The organism is Streptomyces sp. NPDC049915 (assembly GCF_040656475.1).
In the GTDB taxonomy this organism is placed as follows: Bacteria; Actinomycetota; Actinomycetes; order Streptomycetales; family Streptomycetaceae; genus Streptomyces.
This window is the reverse complement of sequence record NZ_JBFAMH010000014.1, coordinates 163,854-181,789: the sequence shown is the minus strand read 5'-3', so window position 1 is coordinate 181,789 and position 17,936 is coordinate 163,854. Positions and strand designations below refer to the sequence as shown.

Annotated in this window: 16 protein-coding genes; 10 read left to right on the top strand and 6 right to left on the bottom strand. The window is 70.1% G+C overall.

The genetic code is table 11. The features are described from left to right. The first annotated feature begins 73 nt into the window (after positions 1–73). Positions 74–1,483 (top strand): DNA repair protein RadA, encoded by a 1,410-nt coding sequence (gene radA, locus AB0J12_RS24295; protein WP_363266477.1) that lies wholly within the window; start codon positions 74–76, stop codon positions 1,481–1,483. Between the two features lie 80 nt (positions 1,484–1,563). Beyond that, the gene (gene disA / locus AB0J12_RS24290) at positions 1,564–2,688 is read left to right on the top strand and encodes a DNA integrity scanning diadenylate cyclase DisA (RefSeq protein ID WP_363266476.1); all 1,125 of its coding nucleotides are present in this window, start codon (positions 1,564–1,566) and stop codon (positions 2,686–2,688) included. Positions 2,689–2,746: 58 nt separating this feature from the next. Here the strand turns inward: disA and AB0J12_RS24285 are convergent, their stop codons facing one another. Next, positions 2,747–3,586 carry a hypothetical protein gene (locus tag AB0J12_RS24285; RefSeq protein WP_363266497.1) on the bottom strand — a complete coding sequence of 280 codons (840 nt, stop codon included), beginning with the start codon at positions 3,584–3,586 and terminating at the stop codon, positions 2,747–2,749. A 507-nt stretch (positions 3,587–4,093) separates the two neighbouring features. On the opposite strand from AB0J12_RS24285, the gene AB0J12_RS24280 reads away from it, so the two are divergent. The 5 genes from AB0J12_RS24280 to cseC all read left to right on the top strand — a co-directional run bounded on the left by AB0J12_RS24280 (position 4,094) and on the right by cseC (position 8,754). After that, positions 4,094–5,023, top strand: a complete 930-nt coding sequence (locus tag AB0J12_RS24280; RefSeq protein ID WP_363266475.1) for an A/G-specific adenine glycosylase — start codon at positions 4,094–4,096, stop codon at positions 5,021–5,023. A 331-nt stretch (positions 5,024–5,354) separates the two neighbouring features. Beyond that, positions 5,355–5,894, top strand: a complete 540-nt coding sequence (locus AB0J12_RS24275) for a SigE family RNA polymerase sigma factor (RefSeq protein WP_363266474.1) — start codon at positions 5,355–5,357, stop codon at positions 5,892–5,894. Continuing rightward, positions 5,882–6,550 (top strand): hypothetical protein, encoded by a 669-nt coding sequence (locus tag AB0J12_RS24270; protein ID WP_363266472.1) that lies wholly within the window; start codon positions 5,882–5,884, stop codon positions 6,548–6,550. The genes AB0J12_RS24275 and AB0J12_RS24270 overlap by 13 nt, the downstream gene beginning before the upstream one ends. A gap of 131 nt (positions 6,551–6,681) precedes the next feature. Next, complete coding sequence (gene cseB / locus AB0J12_RS24265) at positions 6,682–7,386, top strand: two-component system response regulator CseB (protein ID WP_363266471.1); 705 nt, start codon at positions 6,682–6,684, stop codon at positions 7,384–7,386. 12 nt (positions 7,387–7,398) lie between these two features. Then, on the top strand, positions 7,399–8,754 hold the full coding sequence (cseC, locus tag AB0J12_RS24260; protein ID WP_363266470.1) for a two-component system sensor histidine kinase CseC: 1,356 nt from the start codon (positions 7,399–7,401) through the stop codon (positions 8,752–8,754). A gap of 80 nt (positions 8,755–8,834) precedes the next feature. On the opposite strand, the gene AB0J12_RS24255 is transcribed toward cseC, so the two are convergent. Then, on the bottom strand, positions 8,835–10,406 hold the full coding sequence (locus AB0J12_RS24255; RefSeq protein ID WP_363266469.1) for an MDR family MFS transporter: 1,572 nt from the start codon (positions 10,404–10,406) through the stop codon (positions 8,835–8,837). A 151-nt stretch (positions 10,407–10,557) separates the two neighbouring features. Here AB0J12_RS24255 and AB0J12_RS24250 point away from each other — a divergent pair, with 151 nt between their 5' ends. Next, the gene (locus AB0J12_RS24250; protein WP_363266468.1) at positions 10,558–11,145 is read left to right on the top strand and encodes a TetR/AcrR family transcriptional regulator; all 588 of its coding nucleotides are present in this window, start codon (positions 10,558–10,560) and stop codon (positions 11,143–11,145) included. A gap of 28 nt (positions 11,146–11,173) precedes the next feature. Here the strand turns inward: AB0J12_RS24250 and AB0J12_RS24245 are convergent, their stop codons facing one another. Next, a complete protein-coding gene (locus AB0J12_RS24245) occupies positions 11,174–11,902 on the bottom strand; it encodes a M23 family metallopeptidase (RefSeq protein WP_363266467.1) in 729 nt (242 codons plus the stop codon). 437 nt (positions 11,903–12,339) lie between these two features. Between AB0J12_RS24245 and AB0J12_RS24240 the strand changes: the two genes are divergently transcribed. Then, the gene (locus AB0J12_RS24240) at positions 12,340–12,978 is read left to right on the top strand and encodes an HAD family acid phosphatase (RefSeq protein ID WP_363266466.1); all 639 of its coding nucleotides are present in this window, start codon (positions 12,340–12,342) and stop codon (positions 12,976–12,978) included. An 87-nt stretch (positions 12,979–13,065) separates the two neighbouring features. On the opposite strand, the gene AB0J12_RS24235 is transcribed toward AB0J12_RS24240, so the two are convergent. Next, entirely contained in the window at positions 13,066–15,591 is a 2,526-nt protein-coding gene (locus AB0J12_RS24235) for an ATP-dependent Clp protease ATP-binding subunit (protein ID WP_363266465.1), read from the bottom strand. A 430-nt stretch (positions 15,592–16,021) separates the two neighbouring features. Between AB0J12_RS24235 and AB0J12_RS24230 the strand changes: the two genes are divergently transcribed. Continuing rightward, positions 16,022–16,837, top strand: a complete 816-nt coding sequence (locus AB0J12_RS24230) for an SCO3374 family protein (RefSeq protein WP_363266464.1) — start codon at positions 16,022–16,024, stop codon at positions 16,835–16,837. On the opposite strand, the gene AB0J12_RS24225 is transcribed toward AB0J12_RS24230, so the two are convergent. Next, entirely contained in the window at positions 16,816–17,151 is a 336-nt protein-coding gene (locus AB0J12_RS24225) for an Lsr2 family protein (protein WP_363266463.1), read from the bottom strand. The genes AB0J12_RS24230 and AB0J12_RS24225 overlap by 22 nt on opposite strands. 250 nt (positions 17,152–17,401) lie before the next feature. Then, the gene (locus tag AB0J12_RS24220) at positions 17,402–17,935 is read right to left on the bottom strand and encodes an amino-acid N-acetyltransferase (protein ID WP_361633733.1); all 534 of its coding nucleotides are present in this window, start codon (positions 17,933–17,935) and stop codon (positions 17,402–17,404) included. Position 17,936: the final 1 nt, after the last annotated feature.

Genomic DNA, 17,936 nt, shown 5'->3' with positions numbered 1-17,936 from the left:
GATACAGGCATCCCCGCTCCGCCGTACCGCCGGCGAGGGCCCGCTGTCAGACCCGGCCGCTACGGTGTGGTCCATGGCTGCCCGTACCAAGACCACCAAGGACCGTCCCTCCTACCGCTGCACGGAATGCGGCTGGCAGACGGCGAAGTGGCTCGGCCGCTGCGCCGAATGCCAGGCCTGGGGCACGGTCGAGGAGTACGGCGCGCCCGCGGTCCGCACCACCGCGCCGGGCCGTGTCACCACGTCCGCGCTGCCCATCGGCCAGGTCGACGGCCGGCAGGCCACCGCCCGCCCCACCGGCGTGCCCGAGCTGGACCGCGTCCTCGGCGGCGGCCTGGTCCCCGGCGCGGTCGTACTCGTCGCCGGTGAGCCCGGCGTCGGCAAGTCCACCCTCCTCCTCGACGTCGCCGCCAAGTCGGCCAGCGAGGAGCACCCCACTCTCTATGTCACCGGCGAGGAGTCCGCGAGCCAGGTCCGGCTGCGCGCCGACCGGATCAACGCCATCGACGACCACCTCTACCTCGCCGCCGAGACCGACCTCTCGGCCGTGCTCGGCCATCTGGACGCGGTCAAGCCGTCCCTGCTGGTCATGGACTCGGTGCAGACCGTGGCCTCGCCCGAGATCGACGGAGCGCCCGGCGGCATGGCCCAGGTCCGCGAGGTCGCGGGCGCCCTGATCCGCGCCTCCAAGGAGCGCGGCATGTCCACGCTGCTGGTGGGCCATGTCACCAAGGACGGCACGATCGCCGGCCCTCGTCTGCTGGAGCACCTCGTGGACGTGGTGCTGCACTTCGAGGGCGACCGGCACGCGCGTCTGCGCCTGGTGCGCGGCGTGAAGAACCGCTACGGCACCACGGACGAGGTCGGCTGCTTCGAACTGCACGACGAGGGCATCACGGGCCTCGCCGACCCGAGCGGACTTTTCCTGACCCGTCGTGACGAACCGGTTCCGGGCACCTGTCTGACGGTCACCCTGGAGGGCCGCCGCCCGCTGGTGGCCGAGGTCCAGGCGCTCACCGTGGACTCGCAGATCCCCTCCCCGCGCCGTACGACGTCCGGTCTGGAGACGTCCCGGGTGTCGATGATGCTGGCGGTGCTGGAGCAGCGCGGCCGGATCAGCGCCCTGGGCAAAAGGGACATCTACTCCGCGACGGTCGGCGGCGTGAAGCTGTCGGAGCCGGCCGCGGACCTGGCGATCGCGCTCGCCCTGGCCTCCGCCGCCAGCGACACTCCCCTGCCGAAGAACCTGGTCGCGATCGGCGAGGTGGGGCTGGCGGGCGAGGTCAGACGGGTCACGGGCGTGCAGCGGCGCCTCTCCGAGGCGCACCGGCTGGGCTTCACGCACGCGCTCGTGCCGGGCGACCCGGGGAAGATCCCGCCCGGTATGAAGGTCCTGGAAGTCGCCGACATAGGGGACGCGCTGCGGGTCCTGCCGCGCTCCCGTCACCGAGAGGCCCCACGGGAGCCGGAGGACCGCCGGTAGACTTTGCCCTGGTCTCGCCCGTCCGTACGAACCGAGTGCGCAACGGGAGCGCCCACAGAACCTGCGACCGGAGGAGTGCAGTGGCAGCCAACGACCGGGCAGCAGCTCCCGGAAAGTCCGGTGGGAGTGCCGGTTCCGATGGCCTGATGCGCGCCTCGCTGAGCGCTGTGGCACCGGGCACGTCCCTGCGGGACGGTCTTGAACGGGTACTGCGCGGCAACACCGGCGGACTGATCGTGCTCGGCTTCGACAAGACGGTCGAGACGATGTCCACCGGCGGCTTCGTCCTGGACGTGGAGTTCACCGCGACCCGGCTGCGCGAGCTGTGCAAGCTGGACGGCGGCATCGTGCTCTCCACGGACCTGTCGAAGATCCTTCGGGCGGGCGTCCAGTTCGTCCCCGACGCGACGATCCCGACCGAGGAGACCGGCACCCGGCACCGCACGGCGGACCGCGTCTCCAAGCAGGTCGGCTTCCCGGTCGTCTCCGTCTCCCAGTCCATGCGGCTGATCGCCCTGTACGTCGACGGGCAGCGCCGCGTCCTGGAGGACTCGGCGGCGATCCTGTCCCGCGCCAACCAGGCACTGGCCACCCTGGAGCGCTACAAGCTGCGCCTGGACGAGGTCGCGGGCACGCTGTCGGCGCTGGAGATCGAGGACCTGGTGACGGTCCGGGACGTCTCCGCGGTGGCCCAGCGGCTGGAGATGGTGCGCCGCATCGCCACCGAAATCGCCGAATACGTGGTCGAACTGGGCACCGACGGGCGGCTGCTCGCCCTCCAGCTCGACGAGTTGATCGCCGGGGTCGAGCCCGAGCGCGAGCTGGTCGTGCGGGACTACGTGCCCGAGCCGACCGCGAAGCGTTCCCGCACGGTCGAGGAGGCGCTGGCCGAGCTGGACAAGCTCAGCCACGCCGAGTTGCTGGAGCTGTCCACGGTGGCCCGCGCCCTGGGCTACACCGGCTCCCCCGAGGCCCTCGACTCCGCGGTCTCGCCGCGTGGCTTCCGGCTGCTGGCGAAGGTCCCGCGGCTGCCCGGTGCCATCATCGACCGCCTGGTGGAGCACTTCGGCGGCCTGCAGAAGCTGCTCGCCGCCAGCGTCGACGATCTCCAGACCGTCGACGGCGTCGGCGAGGCCCGCGCCCGCAGCGTCCGCGAGGGCCTGTCCCGGCTGGCGGAGTCGTCGATCCTGGAGCGGTACGTCTAGCCGCCGGCGATCCGGCCTCCGGCGGTTCGCGCCCCACTGACAAGTCGCAGTGTCGCGGTCAGTCCGCCGCGAGTACGAACGACGTCTGCGCCTTCTCGAACCCGGGCGCCTTCGCCTCCACCAGATACGTCCCCGGCGTGGCCGTCCGGGCCGGAGGCGTCGCGCACTGCGGCGCGCTCGCCCGGCGGTCCCACGTCACGACGTACGTGATGCTGCTGCTCGCCGGCACCCGGTACAGCAGACTCCCGCCGCCCTTGGGGCAGTCGGCGGAGGACCAAAAGTGATCGCCTTCCTGACTGATCGTCACGACTGCGCTCCTCGGCCCCAGATCGACCTTGCAGTCGTGGGCGGAGGTGTTGCGCGCGACGATCTGGAACGTCGGCGTCTGGTCCGGCGTGTAGCTGTTGCGAACGCTGCGCAGCGTCAACGTGACCGTGCTGGACGTGCAGTTGGGAAGCGGGGAGCCGGCGGGCAACGCCGCGCCCGCGCCGGTGCCGCCGCCAGCGCTGCCGTTGATTCCGTCGTCCGGCCCACCGGCCGAGCCCGCACCACCGCCGGATCCCCCGGCACCGCCGGCGCCGGCGCCGTCGCTGCCGCCCGAGCCGGCGCCCGCACCGGACCCGGCACCGGAGCCGCTGGAGTCCCCACCGCTCGACTCGTCGCGCCCGCCAGGGTGTTGGCTGATCGCCGGACCGGAACCGGACGGTCCAGGAGTGATCGAGGACGCGGGGTTCTTGCCGTTGGACCCACCGGCGTCGTTGTTGCCGCCGCCGTCACCCGAGGTGACGACCCACGTGATCAGCAGCGCCAACAGCGTGACCACAGACAGCAGTACAGCCCTCCGTCGCCAATAGATGGAGGAGGGAAGCGGCCCGACCGGATTGCGCAGAGATCCCACGGCGCAAACTGTACGAGAGATCGCTGCGTTCGCTTGCGCCACCCGCCGCCCGCGACGCAACTTTTCCGGATCATCATTCCGGAGACCAGCCTTCGAACGTCCCTCGGCCCACGGGAGCGTTCACGATCGCGGCCCTTGCGCCTGTGGCCACGGCTGTGGTGTGCGGCGTTTCAAGTGATCCACGCGGACGAGGCGTTCGCTGCTCTCGCGCCCGTACCCTCGTGTTCGAGGAGTCGGGCGCGTGCCGCTCGTGATCGAAAGGGCCGGGCACGGGACGGGGCACGGGCCCGCCGGGCTCCGGGCTCCGGGCTCCGTCCGTACGTCCGTCCGTACGTCCGTCCGTCCGTCCCGTATCAACGATCACACGGTCCCGTCCCCCTGGCCGCCACCCGCCACTCCGCGTCCGCTCCCCCACTCCCACTCCGCCACCTCAGCGCGCCCGCGCTCCGACCCGCCCCCGTCGGTGCGCACGCGCGCGTGGTGGCGCATGGCAGGATCGGTAGCGCCATGACTGCGCCCACGAAGCTTTCGCACAGCAGCCCCGTCCCGTCGGCCGCGCCGGCCGGGGAGGAACTGCACATCCCTGTCATCGCCTGGTTCGAAGCGCACGCGCGTGATCTGCCCTGGCGGCGCCCGGAGGCGGGTGCCTGGGGTGTGATGGTCAGCGAGTTCATGCTCCAGCAGACGCCGGTCAGCCGGGTGCTGCCCGTCTACGAGCAGTGGCTGGCCCGCTGGCCCCGCCCCGCCGATCTGGCCGAGGAGGCGCCCGGCGAGGCGGTGCGCGCCTGGGGCCGGCTCGGCTACCCGCGCCGCGCGCTGCGTCTGCACGGGGCGGCGGTTGCGATAGCGGAGCGGCACGACGGCGACGTACCCGCCGACCACGCCCAGCTGCTCGCGCTGCCCGGCATCGGCGAGTACACGGCCGCGGCGGTGGCGTCGTTCGCGTACGGGCAGCGGCACGCGGTGCTGGACACCAATGTGCGCCGGGTCTTCGCGCGCGCGGTGAGCGGTGTCCAGTACCCGCCGAACGCCACCACGGCCGCCGAGCGGCGGCTGGCCCGCATGCTGCTGCCGGAGGACGAGCGGACCGCCGCGCGCTGGGCCGCGGCCTCGATGGAGCTGGGCGCCCTGGTGTGCACGGCGAAGAACGAGGACTGTCGCCGCTGCCCGATCGCCGCGCAGTGCGCGTGGCGGCTGGCGGGCAAGCCGGAGCACGACGGGCCGCCGCGGCGCGGCCAGACGTACGCCGGCACCGACCGGCAGGTGCGCGGCAAGCTGCTCGCCGTCCTGAGGGAGGCGCACGCGCCCGTGCCGCAGGCCGCGCTGGACCGGGTGTGGCACGAGCCGGTGCAGCGCGCCCGGGCGCTGGACGGTCTCGTCGCGGACGGTCTGGTGGAGCCGCTGCCGGACGGGCTGTACCGGCTGCCGCTGAGCTGACGCACGGGCTCAGCCGAACACGCGGCCGGTTCGCACACGGGCACCTCCGGGCTGACGTACAGACACTTCACAGCGTCCGGCGGCGTGTTACGGTCCATCACAGACCTCGAATCAGGACATACTTCACCAAATCGACCAACCTCCTTACCCACAAGCGGCTTCCGTTACACAACCGACGTACAGCCGAGTGCTGGCCGCAGGCTGCTCCGCACAGCGCCGTGACAACGCCTCCGTACCTTCGTTGTCGTGCCCGTCAGGGACACGACGACCACAGGCAGGACACCGGCAGCAGGCAGCCGGCACCACGGGGATGTTTCGGAGGCGGTTGATCATGGCGCAGGGCGAGGTGCTCGAGTTCGAGGAGTACGTCCGCACCCGGCAGGACGCGTTGCTGCGCAGCGCCCGCCGGCTGGTTCCGGACCCGGTGGACGCCCAGGACCTCCTCCAGACCGCTCTGGCCCGCACCTACGGCCGCTGGGACGGCATCGCCGACAAGCGGCTGGCGGACGCCTATCTGCGACGCGTCATGATCAACACGCGTACCGAGTGGTGGCGGGCCCGCAAGCTGGAGGAAGTGCCCACCGAGCAGCTCCCGGACGCCTCCGTGGACGACTCCACCGAGCAGCACGCCGACCGCGCCCTGCTGATGGACATCATGAAGGTGCTCGCCCCGAAGCAGCGCAGCGTGGTCGTGCTGCGACACTGGGAGCAGATGTCCACGGAGGAGACGGCCGCCGCCCTCGGCATGTCGGCCGGAACGGTCAAGAGCACGCTGCACCGGGCGCTCGCCCGGCTCCGCGAGGAGCTGGAGGCCCGCGATCTGGACGCACGCGCGCTGGAGCGTGAGGAGCGGGAGCGGTGCGCGGCCTGACGGACGGGGACGACTCCCCGTCCCGGGGGAGTCTTCAGGCGGTGATCACGGCGGCGGCCGTGCTCGCCGCCCTCGCCCTTTTGGTTTCCGCGTGCGCCACCGGCGGCACCGGAACCCGTGACGAGGGTCCCGCCCGCGCCGACTCGGTCGCGGGCGCGGCCGCCTCGCCCTCCCCCAGCCCCGTGCGCACCATGCAGACGGTGGACCCGGTCCGGCTCGTCAAGGAGGACCCGCTGGTCTCGGACGCGGTCAAGAAGAGCCTGCGGCCGTGCGTGGGGGACGACTACCCCGTCGACGTCTCGTACGGCGATCTGACCGACGGCTCGGTCGACGACGTCGTCATCAACGTGCTGACGTGCGGTGACGCGGTGGGGGTCGGCTCGTACGTGTATCGCGCGGACGGCGACCGGTACCAGAATGTGTTCCAGTCCGAGGAATCCCCGGTCTACGCCGAGATAGACCGCGGCGCTCTGATGGTGACCAAGCAGGTGTACAAGAATGGCGACGCGGTGGCGAACCCGTCCGGCGAGAACGTGATCACGTACGTCTGGAAAGCGGGCCGGTTCGTGCAGGACAGCTTCCACCACACCGACTACGGCACCACGGTGGACACCGATCCGACAAAGGTGCCCGCACCGGCGCCGGCGGACAACTGACGCGGACATCGCGGCGGGCGTGAACCGATCGGACCGCTCGTTCCGATGGAGGAGTGAACGCACCGCGAGTTCCACGCGTCCATGCAGAGAGCCGTACGACCGAGAAACACACAAGGACTGAGAGCACCGGGATGGCAGACCAGACCCACGTCCTGTTCGTCGAGGACGACGACGTCATCCGCGAGGCCACCCAGCTCGCCCTGGAGCGGGACGGCTTCGTGGTCACCGCCATGCCCGACGGCCTGTCGGGTCTGGAGGCGTTCCGGGCGAACCGCCCCGACATCGCCCTGCTGGACGTCATGGTCCCGGGCCTGGACGGCGTCAGCCTGTGCCGGCGCATCCGCGACGAGTCCACCGTCCCCGTGATCATGCTGTCGGCGCGCGCCGACTCGATCGACGTGGTCCTGGGCCTGGAGGCGGGCGCCGACGACTACGTGACCAAGCCGTTCGACGGGGCCGTGCTGGTCGCCCGCATCCGCGCGGTACTGCGCCGCTTCGGGCACGCCGGCGGTGACCGGCAGGCGGACGGCGCGGCCCCGGCGGACGACGGCGGTGTGCTGACCTTCGGCGACCTGGAGGTCGACACGGACGGCATGGAGGTGCGCCGGGCCGGCCACCCCGTGGCGCTGACCCCGACCGAGATGCGCCTGCTGCTGGAGTTCTCCTCCGCGCCGGGCACGGTCCTGTCGCGGGACAAGCTCCTGGAGCGCGTCTGGGACTACGGCTGGGGTGGGGACACCCGCGTCGTCGACGTCCATGTGCAGCGGCTGCGAACCAAGATCGGCCAGGACCGCATCGAGACGGTCCGCGGCTTCGGCTACAAGTTGAAGGCCTGAGCGGGGCCCGGCATGCGGGGGATCGTGCGACGTCTGCTTCCTGAGCGTCTGCAGCGGGCTGGTATCCGGACGGGGCTGAGATGGAAGCTCAGCGCTGCCATCGCGCTGGTCGGCGCGCTGGTGGCGATCGTGCTCAGCCTGGTCGTGCACAACGCGGCACGGGTGTCGATGCTGGACAACGCCCGCGATCTGGCCGTGGAGCGAATCGAGATCGCCCAGCGGAACTACGACCTCACCCACCGGGCGAACTTCCCCGGCGTCGCGATCAACGACGCCGGTCTGCCCACACCGCTGCGTGAGCGGGTCCTGGCCAACCGAGTGGCGACCTATGTCTCCGATCACCGGGGTCACCCGCCGGACATCTGGGCCGCCACCCCGGCGAAGGACGGGCGCATCCTCTCGCTGCACACCCACTTCACCGACCGCAGCACGGACATCCTGCGCGACCTCGACCAGGCCCTGGTCATCGGTTCCATCGCCGTCGTACTGGGCGGCAGCGCGCTCGGCGTGCTCATCGGCGGGCAGCTGTCGCGCCGGCTGCGCAAGGCGGCGGCCGCCGCCAACCAGGTCGCCCGCGGGGAGACGGAGGTGCGGGTGCGGGACGCCATCGGCGGGATCGTCCGGGACGAGACCGACGACCTGGCGAGCGCGGTGGACGCCATGGCGGACGCGCTCCAGCAGCGGCTGGAGGCCGAACGCCGGGTGACCGCCGACATCGCGCACGAGCTGCGCACCCCGGTGACCGGACTGCTCACGGCGGCCGAGCTGCTGCCGCCCGGCCGCCCGACCGAGCTGGTGCTGGACCGGGCGAAGGCGATGCGCACCCTGGTGGAGGACGTCCTGGAGGTGGCCCGCCTGGACGGCGCCTCGGAGCGGGCAGAGCTGCAGGACATCCTGCTGGGTGAGTTCGTCGCCCGCCGAGTCGCGGTCAAGGACCCGGAGATCGAGGTCCGGGTCGTCCACGAATCGGAGGTCACCACCGACCCCCGCCGGCTGGAACGCGTGCTGTTCAACCTGCTGGCCAACGCCGCCCGGCACGGCAAGCCGCCCATCGAGGTCACCGTGGAGGGCCGCGTCATCCGGGTGCGCGACCACGGCCCCGGCTTCCCCGAGGACATCCTCGCCGAGGGACCGAGCCGCTTCCGCACCGGCAGCACCGACCGCGCCGGCCACGGCCACGGACTGGGCCTGACCATCGCCGCCGGCCAGGCCCGCGTCCTCGGCGCCCGCCTGACCTTCCGCAACATCCGCCCGGCCGGCGCCCCACCCCACATACCGGCCGAGGGCGCGGTAGCAGTCCTGTGGCTACCGGAACACGCCCCCACCAACACAGGCAGCTACCCCATCCTCCCGCCCTCCGTCCCGTAACCGGTGGGCAGCACCGCCGACGCCGGACACAACAAGGCGCCCGCCGAAATCGACGGGCGCCCCGCATCACCAGCTACACGTCACACGGCCTCGACGACCGCCGCCTGCGCGGCCGCCTCCGCACCGCCCGCCTGAGGGCCGGCCCCCCGCAGCGGCACCTCCTTGACGAACAGCGCCGACACCAGCACGACCACGGCAACCACCGCACCGAGCAGGAACGCCGCATGCGTCCCGGAGGACACCGCATGCTGGTACGCCTCCCGCGCCGCGGCCGGCAGCTTCGCCAGGCTCGCCGCATCCAGCTGCGCGGACTTCTCCGTGATCTTCGACCCCAGCGACCCGGCCTTCTCGGCCATGAGGTCCTGCACCCGGTGGTTGAACAGCGCGCCCATGATCGCGACACCGAAGGACGAACCGAGCGTCCGGAACAAGGTGGTGGAGGAGGACGCGACGCCCATGTCCTTCATCTCCACGCTGTTCTGCGCGACCAGCATGGTGATCTGCATCAGGCAGCCCATGCCGAGACCGAGCACGGCCATGTAGAGCCCGGACGTGAACCGCGACGTCCCCGTGTCCATCGTCGACAGCAGATACAGCCCGACGACCATCAGCACACCGCCGACGATCGGGAAGACCTTGTACCGCCCGCTGTTGGTCGTGACCCGCCCGGCCACCATCGAGGTGACGAGCATCGCGCCGAGCATCGGCAGCAGCAGCAGCCCGGAGTTCGTGGCGGACGCCCCCTGCACGGCCTGCTGGTACAGCGGCAGGAACAGCGTGGCGCCGAACATCGCGAAACCGGTGATGAAGCCGATGATCGACATCAGCGTGAAGTTGCGGCTGCGGAAGATGTGCAGCGGCACGACCGGCTCGGCGGCCTTGGTCTGCCAGAAGACGAACCCGATCAGCGCGACGACGCCGATGCCGATCAGCTCCATGATCCGCGCGGAGGTCCAGGCGTACTCGGTGCCGCCCCAGGTGGTGACCAGCACGATCGCGGTGATGCCGACGGTCAGCAGCGCGGCGCCCAGATAGTCGATGCGGGCCTGGGCCCGCTTCTTCGGCAGGTGCAGCACCACGCTGATCAGGCCGAGCGAGACGACACCGAGCGGCAGGTTGATGTAGAAGGCCCAGCGCCAGCCCCAGTGGTCGGTGATCGTGCCGCCGACCAACGGGCCGCCGATCATCGCCAGCGCCATGACGCCGGCCATCATGCCCTGGTACTTGCCGCGCTCCCGCGGCGGGATCAGGTCGCCGATGATCGCCATGACGCCGACCATCAGACCACCGGCGCCCAGGCCCTGCACGGCCCGGAAACCGATCAACTGACCCATGTCCTGCGCCATGCCGCTGAGCGCCGAGCCGATCAGGAAGATCACGATCGAGGCCATGAACGAGCCCTTGCGCCCGTACATGTCACCGATCTTGCCCCACAGCGGGGTGGAGGCGGCGGTGGCGAGGGTGTAGGCGGTGACGACCCAGGAGAGATGCTCGAGACCGCCCAGGTCACCCACGATGGTCGGCATCGCGGTGCCGACGATCATGTTGTCCAGCATGGCGAGCATCATCGTGATCATGAGCGCGAGCAGGACGACCCGCACGCTCCTGGGGCGTTTGCCCGTGTCTGTCTCGAGTGTTTCTGTGGCGGCCATCGTCCCCACTTCCCCCAGCAACTGCTACTTACTTGCCGACCGGCTAGTTATCCCTACACTGGGAAGGTAGCTCCGTAACTAGCCGGTCGTCAAGTAAGTTTTACCAGCCGGGCGGCAGGTAAGTTTCCGGGGAAGCCCTAGGAGGACGAAGATGGACGTCACCATGGACGGCACCAAGCAGCAGCGTCGCGGGAACACTCGCCAGCGCATCCAGGACGTCGCGCTCGCACTCTTCGCCGAGCAGGGCTACGAGAAGACCTCCCTGCGGGAGATCGCCGAAGGCCTGGACGTCACCAAGGCGGCGCTGTACTACCACTTCAAGACCAAGGAAGAGATCCTCGTCAGCATCTTCGAGGATCTGTCCCGGCCGATCGAGGACCTGATCGAGTGGGGCCGGCAGCAGCCGCACACCCTCGAGACCAAGCAGGAGATCGTCCGCCGCTACAGCGACGCGCTCGCCGGCGCGACCCCGCTCTTCCGCTTCATGCAGGAGAACCAGGCGACGGTGCGGGAGCTGCGCATCGGCGAGATGTTCAAGGAGCGCATGCTCGGGCTGCGGGACATCCTGGTCGACCCGGACGCCGACCTGGTCGACAAGGTCCGCTGCGTCAGCGCGATGTTCACCCTGCACGCCGGGATGTTCGTCCTGCAGGACGTCGAAGGCGACCCCGAGGAGAAGCGCAGGGCCACCCTCGAGGTCGCGTTCGATCTGGTGGCTCAGGCGCACAAGGGCGCCTGAGCGTCCGCCCCCGTGGGGCGGCGGCGGGTCAGACGGACAGACCCTTGGCCCGCAGGAAGGTGACCGGGTTGATCGCGGAGCCGTAGTTCGGCGTCTTGCGGATCTCGAAGTGCAGGTGCGGACCGCTGGAGTTACCGGTGTTGCCGGACTTGGCGATGTGCTGGCCGGTGGCCACGACCTGCCCGATCTTCACGTCGATACGGGACAGGTGGGCGTACTGGGAGTACGTCCCGTTGCCGTGCCGGATGACGATGGCGTTGCCGTAGGCGGGGCCGTCACCGGCGCCGTTGCCGCCGGCCTTGACGACCGTGCCGCCGTGGGCGGCGACCACGTTGGTGCCGAGCGGCACAGCGAAGTCCTGGCCGGAGTGGCGGTGCGACCACATGCCGCCGGCCTGGTTGAAGCTCGCGGACAGCGTGTAGTGCGCCACCGGGTGCACCCAGGAGGCGGCCTTCTTCTTCGCGGCGGCCTTCTGAGCGGCAGCCTTCTTCGCGGCGGCCTGCTTGGCGGCAGCAGCGGCCTTGGCCTTGGCGGCAGCGGCGGCCTTGGCGGCCTGCGCGGACTTGGCCTGCGCGGCGGCCTGCGCCTCGACCGCGGTGGCGGTGGCGGTGGCGGTGGTGGAGGCGGACGTGGCGTCGGCGGCGGCCGCGACCCCGGCTCCCAGCGCGACCGAGACCCCCAGACCGGCGGCCAGCACAGCGGCACGGGTACGGATGGCGGACGTACGGGACGGACGGGACGTGACGCGCTGGGACATGTGAACCTCGTGAAGCCGGGGACAGAGAAAGGCCACCCGACGCAAGGCATCTCGCCGGATGGGCTCATCCTTGGTAACCCCCCGGGGCAGATCAGCTCAAATGTGTGATCTACGACGAGTCCTAGTACTCCAACGCAAAACCTTCGACTTCCGGCGGAACTAACATTCCGGGCAAAACACCCCTGAACACCCCACCAGCAGGGCGGTTCCGGACCGAAAGTCCTTTTTGCGGATCTCCCCCGGCCACTATTCCGCCTCGTACGTGACGCAGGTCGCGTGCGGCACGTCACCGCCGAGGCGCCCGGACGCCTGTGTGAATGTGGCGCAGACCTCTAGCTACTTACCAGCCGGTAACCCTACGGTTCCTCCCGCGCCACCCTCACCAAAGAGCATGCACACGACACCACCGTGTGTACGGACGGGAGAGGAACCCCCACATGACGATCAGACGCGCCTGGCTGCGCCGGACCTCGACGGCCGCCGTCTCAGCGGCCGCCGTGACGGCCCTGGCCGCCCCCGCGCACGCGGCGGAGACGGCGGCCCCCGCGGCACCCGCCGCGGTGGGCACGACGACGGCCGGGGCCGTCGACTACACCACCTGGCAGCGGGACTGCCAGAGCGTGATGGACCAGGCGCTGCCGTACCTGCAGCAGCGGATCGCCGCCGCCCGGCCGGGCGAGCGCCAGGCGATCGTCCTCGACATCGACAACACGACCCTGGAGACCGACTTCGGCTTCCACTTCCCCCAGCCGGCCAACAAGCCGGTCCTTCAGGTGGCCCGGTACGCCCAGCAGCACGGCGTCTCGCTCTTCTTCGTCACCGCCCGCCCCGGCATCCTCTACGCCCCCACCGAGTTCAACCTGGAGCACGACGGCTACGACGTCGCAGGCCTGCGTGTCCGCGGCCTGTTCGACCTGTTCAAGGACGTCGCCGCCTACAAGACCGCGCAGCGCGCCCAGATCGAGGAGCAGGGCTACACGATCATCGCGAACATCGGCAACAGCGCCACCGACCTCTCCGGCGGCCACGCCGAGAAGGCGTTCAAGCTGCCGGACTACGACGGACAGCTGTCGTAGGACGTCCGCAGACGGACGAGGCGTCCGGACATGCCGAAGGGGGCCGGTGCTCGAAAGCACCGGCCCCCTTCATTTGGCCCCTGACGCTTACGCGTCCTTGCTCAGGTTCGGCCCGGCACCGCCGGCCGCCTGCTCGATCGGCGGGACGTCGGGCAGCGCCGACTTCTCCTCACCGCGGAAGGTGAAGGTCTTCTCGTCGCCCTCGCCCTCGGTGTCCACGACCACGATCTGACCGGGGCGCACCTCGCCGAAGAGGATCTTCTCCGACAGCGAGTCCTCGATCTCGCGCTGGATCGTGCGGCGCAGCGGCCGCGCGCCCATCACCGGGTCGTAGCCCTTCTGGGACAGCAGCTCCTTGGCGGCCTGGGACAGCTCGATGCCCATGTCCCGGTCCTTCAGGCGCTCGTCCACCTTGCCGATCATCAGGTCGACGATCCGCAGGATGTCGTCCTGGGTCAGCTGCGGGAAGACGACCACGTCGTCGACGCGGTTGAGGAACTCGGGGCGGAAGTGCTGCTTGAGCTCGTCCGACACCTTGTTCTTCATGCGCTCGTAGTTGGTCTTCGTGTCACCCGCGGCGGCGAAGCCCAGGTTGAAGCCCTTGGAGATGTCCCGGGTGCCGAGGTTGGTCGTCATGATGATGACCGTGTTCTTGAAGTCCACGACCCGGCCCTGGGAGTCGGTCAGGCGACCGTCCTCCAGGATCTGCAGCAGCGAGTTGAAGATGTCCGGGTGGGCCTTCTCGACCTCGTCGAAGAGGACGACCGAGAACGGCTTGCGGCGCACCTTCTCCGTCAGCTGGCCGCCCTCCTCGTAGCCCACGTAACCGGGGGGCGAACCGAAGAGACGCGACACCGTGTGCTTCTCGCTGAACTCCGACATGTCGAGGGAGATCAGCGCGTCCTCGTCACCGAAGAGGAACTCGGCGAGGGCCTTGGACAGCTCGGTCTTACCGACACCGGACGGGCCGGCGAAGATGAACGAGCCACCCGGACGCTTGGGGTCCTTCAGACCGGCACGCGTACGGCGGATCGCCTTCGACAGCGCCTTGACGGCGTCGTTCTGGCCGATGACCCGCTTGTGCAGCTCCTCCTCCATACGGAGCAGGCGGCTGGACTCCTCCTCGGTCAGCTTGAAGACCGGGATACCGGTGGCCGTGGCGAGGACCTCGGCGATCAGCTCGCCGTCGACCTCCGCGACGACGTCCATGTCGCCGGCCTTCCACTCCTTCTCCCGCTTGGCCTTCGCCGCCAGCAGCTGCTTCTCCTTGTCACGGAGAGACGCCGCCTTCTCGAAGTCCTGGGAGTCGATCGCGGACTCCTTGTCGCGGCGGACACCCGCGATCTTCTCGTCGAACTCACGCAGGTCCGGCGGAGCGGTCATCCGGCGGATGCGCATCCGCGAGCCGGCCTCGTCGATCAGGTCGATCGCCTTGTCCGGCAGGAAGCGGTCGGAGATGTACCGGTCGGCCAGGGTGGCGGCCTGGACCAGCGCCTCGTCGGTGATGGAGACGCGGTGGTGCGCCTCGTACCGGTCGCGCAGGCCCTTGAGGATCTCGATCGTGTGCGGCAGGGACGGCTCGGCGACCTGGATGGGCTGGAAGCGGCGCTCCAGGGCCGCGTCCTTCTCCAGGTGCTTGCGGTACTCGTCCAGCGTCGTCGCACCGATGGTCTGCAGCTCACCGCGGGCCAGCATCGGCTTCAGGATCGAAGCGGCGTCGATGGCGCCCTCGGCGGCACCCGCACCGACCAGCGTGTGCAGCTCGTCGATGAACAGGATGATGTCGCCGCGGGTGCGGATCTCCTTGAGCACCTTCTTCAGGCGCTCCTCGAAGTCACCGCGGTAGCGGGAGCCGGCGACCAGGGCGCCGAGGTCGAGGGTGTAGAGGTGCTTGTCCTTGAGGGTCTCGGGCACCTCGCCCTTGACGATGGCCTGGGCGAGGCCCTCGACGACGGCGGTCTTGCCGACGCCGGGCTCACCGATCAGGACCGGGTTGTTCTTGGTACGGCGGGACAGCACCTGCATGACCCGCTCGATCTCCTTCTCGCGCCCGATGACCGGGTCGAGCTTGGACTCACGAGCGGCCTGGGTGAGGTTCCGGCCGAACTGGTCGAGGACCAGGGACGTCGAGGGGGTGCCCTCGGCAGGGCCGCCCGCAGCGGCGGTCTCCTTGCCCTGGTAACCGGAGAGCAGCTGGATCACCTGCTGCCGCACGCGGTTGAGATCTGCGCCCAGCTTGACCAGGACCTGGGCGGCGACGCCCTCGCCCTCACGGATCAGGCCGAGCAGGATGTGCTCCGTGCCGATGTAGTTGTGGCCCAGCTGCAGCGCTTCGCGCAGCGAGAGCTCCAGCACCTTCTTGGCACGGGGTGTGAAGGGGATGTGGCCGGACGGTGCCTGCTGGCCCTGCCCGATGATCTCCTCCACCTGCTGGCGGACCGCCTCGAGCGAAATCCCGAGGCTCTCAAGGGCCTTGGCGGCGACACCCTCACCCTCGTGGATCAGGCCCAGGAGGATGTGCTCGGTGCCGATGTAGTTGTGGTTGAGCATCCGGGCTTCTTCCTGAGCCAGGACGACAACCCGCCGCGCGCGGTCGGTGAACCTCTCGAACATCGTTAATCGCTCCTCAGAGCGGTCAGGCAGTGGGGGGAACTTCCCCTCCCTGTCCTTCCGCAGCTTAGTCCCGCAAGCGGGGACCGCTCATTCCAACTGCCGACACCGTCGATGGCCTCCTGACCCCGAACGCCGACATCTGCTCCAACCCGATGGTGCGAGACGATGTTCCCGCAGGCCAGGCAGTTACCCCAGTCGCCAGTACGCCGATGGCGAACGGGAGACGTCCCGGGCTGCGTGTCGCCCCCTCCCACTAGGGATGTCTTACCCGCTGCGACGGACAGTCCATGCCGCGTGCACGGCTTCCCTCCGCTACGGGCGAACAACCTTGCGCCTCCTGGCGCTCCCGCGCACCCCCAGGGCCGGAACTGTGCGCACACATCGAGGCACCCAGCGTAACCCGCAGGGGTTTTTGACTGTTGCACTTGGCATGGCTGGCGCAGTCCCCCCATGGCCCACGGTTCCCTTCCCCCGGCGGTCGCCCGAGCGGGTCGATCCGCTCCGGCACTGGTACGAGAACGAACTGGGCTGGCCGGTGGTGCCCGGGGAGCCGGTACGACTTTCCGTGGGCCCGCGCTTCGACGTCCTGGACGTCCCCGCCGAGGCGGGGCGGGCGGCGCTGCGCCACCTGGCCCCCGCCTCGCCCGTGGCCGTGCAGCGCGGGCGGATGTGGTTCCTGCTGGCCCCGGGCAGCGCGGAGGAGCTGCCGGGCCTGCTGGAGTGGCTGGAGTGGGGCCCGCTCGCCGCGTTCCTGGACCTGAGGGCGCTGGGCCCGGGCAGCGCGCTGGAGGCCCCCCTGCCGGTGGCGCCTCCCGGGCAGCCGCAGGACTCATGGGCGGATGCGCCGGCGCGGCCGGCGGGGTCCGCCCGGCCGGCCGGGGAAGGGGCCGCGGACAGGCCGGGAGAGCCGGCCGTGACCGGGCCGAGGGGATCGGCCGTCGCGGGAGGGCGGGCGCCGGCCGGAGGCGGGCCTGAGGGGCCGGCCGTCGTGAGAACGCCGGCCGGTGCCGGGGCGGTCGGCGCATGGGCGGCCGGCATCGGCCGCTCCGCCGCTTCGCAGGGGGCCGCCGTATGGCTGCGGCCCCCCGTGCCGGGGAGCGAGGCCGAGTCCTCACTGCCGACGATGTCGGCGCTGGGGGGCCGCGCGGGCACCCCAGATCTCGTACGGGTGGTGGACACGGTGGCCACGCAGTGCCACCGGATCCGCCTGAGGCGCGCGTGCGCTCAGCCGTTGGCCTTCTCGTAGGCCTCGCGAATGGACGCGGGAACCCGGCCGCGGTCATTGACCTCGTAGCCGTTCTCCTTGGCCCAGGCGCGGATCGCGGCGGTGTCCTGCGTACCGCCGGAAGCGGCACGCGCCTTTCCGCGACCGCCGGACGCACGGCCTCCGGTACGACGCCCATTCTTCACGTACGGCTCGAGAAGCCCGCGCAGCTTGTCCGCATTGGCGGTCGTGAGATCGATCTCGTACGTCTTCCCGTCCAGCGCGAACGTCACGGTCTCGTCTGCCTCGCCGCCGTCGAGGTCGTCGACAAGAAGGACCTGAACCTTCTGTGCCACCGGATTTCCTTTCATCGAAAACACTGAGGGTCGGGGAGCGTGGCGTCCGCCCGTTTCGCCACCGCCCCTGTTATATGCAGTGCAGCAGTACGTCGGAAAGCAAACCGCTTTTGCCGGAAAAACACAAACCCCTGGCGGAGACCGCTCCATCCGCCCCGGGACGGAAACGTGCGCGTTTCGGACATAGGGAACCAGGGCAGCCTGTCGTCGCGCCGAATAGGCGTTGACCCGCTTGCCCGTTGCCCGGCGATCACAGATGCAGAAGCATCCGGCTGTTGCCCAGGGTGTTCGGTTTCACTCGTTCGAGACCGAGGAACTCCGCGACACCCTCGTCATAGGAACGCAGGAGCTCCGCGTAGACATCGCGGTCCACCGGTGTCTCACCGATCTCCACGAAGCCGTGCTTGCCGAAGAAGTCGACTTCGAAGGTCAGGCAGAATACGCGGCGAACACCCAGCCAGCGCGCGGTCTGCAGCAACTTCTCCAGGACCCGGTGGCCAACGCCCGCGCCCTTCAGGCCGGGTTTCACGGCGAGAGTGCGTACTTCCGCGAGGTCTTCCCACATCACGTGCAGCGCGCCGCAGCCGACCACCTCGGCGTTGTCGTCGCGTTCCGCGACCCAGAACTCCTGGATGTCCTCGTAAAGCGTCACCATCGCTTTGTCGAGCAGGATGCCGTCACGGGCGTAGGCGTCGAGGAGTCGGCGCACGGCGGGGACATCGCTGGTGCGCGCCCGCCGGACGGTGATGGCTTTAGCGGTGGGTTCCGGGCTTCGTGCGGACATG

Excerpts from the sequence above, each read along its gene's own strand:
- AB0J12_RS24235 (WP_363266465.1), bottom strand. The coding sequence starts at position 15,591 with ATGTTCGAGAGGTTCACCGACCGCGCGCGGCGGGTTGTCGTCCTGGCT.
- AB0J12_RS24245 (WP_363266467.1), bottom strand. The coding sequence starts at position 11,902 with ATGTCCCAGCGCGTCACGTCCCGTCCGTCCCGTACGTCCGCCATCCGT.
- AB0J12_RS24230 (WP_363266464.1), top strand. The coding sequence starts at position 16,022 with ATGGCTGGCGCAGTCCCCCCATGGCCCACGGTTCCCTTCCCCCGGCGG.
- AB0J12_RS24250 (WP_363266468.1), top strand. The coding sequence starts at position 10,558 with ATGGACGTCACCATGGACGGCACCAAGCAGCAGCGTCGCGGGAACACT.
- AB0J12_RS24280 (WP_363266475.1), top strand. The coding sequence starts at position 4,094 with ATGACTGCGCCCACGAAGCTTTCGCACAGCAGCCCCGTCCCGTCGGCC.
- radA (WP_363266477.1), top strand. The coding sequence starts at position 74 with ATGGCTGCCCGTACCAAGACCACCAAGGACCGTCCCTCCTACCGCTGC.
- AB0J12_RS24240 (WP_363266466.1), top strand. The coding sequence starts at position 12,340 with ATGACGATCAGACGCGCCTGGCTGCGCCGGACCTCGACGGCCGCCGTC.
- AB0J12_RS24220 (WP_361633733.1), bottom strand. The coding sequence starts at position 17,935 with ATGTCCGCACGAAGCCCGGAACCCACCGCTAAAGCCATCACCGTCCGG.
- AB0J12_RS24275 (WP_363266474.1), top strand. The coding sequence starts at position 5,355 with ATGGCGCAGGGCGAGGTGCTCGAGTTCGAGGAGTACGTCCGCACCCGG.
- AB0J12_RS24255 (WP_363266469.1), bottom strand. The coding sequence starts at position 10,406 with ATGGCCGCCACAGAAACACTCGAGACAGACACGGGCAAACGCCCCAGG.
- cseB (WP_363266471.1), top strand. The coding sequence starts at position 6,682 with ATGGCAGACCAGACCCACGTCCTGTTCGTCGAGGACGACGACGTCATC.
- cseC (WP_363266470.1), top strand. The coding sequence starts at position 7,399 with ATGCGGGGGATCGTGCGACGTCTGCTTCCTGAGCGTCTGCAGCGGGCT.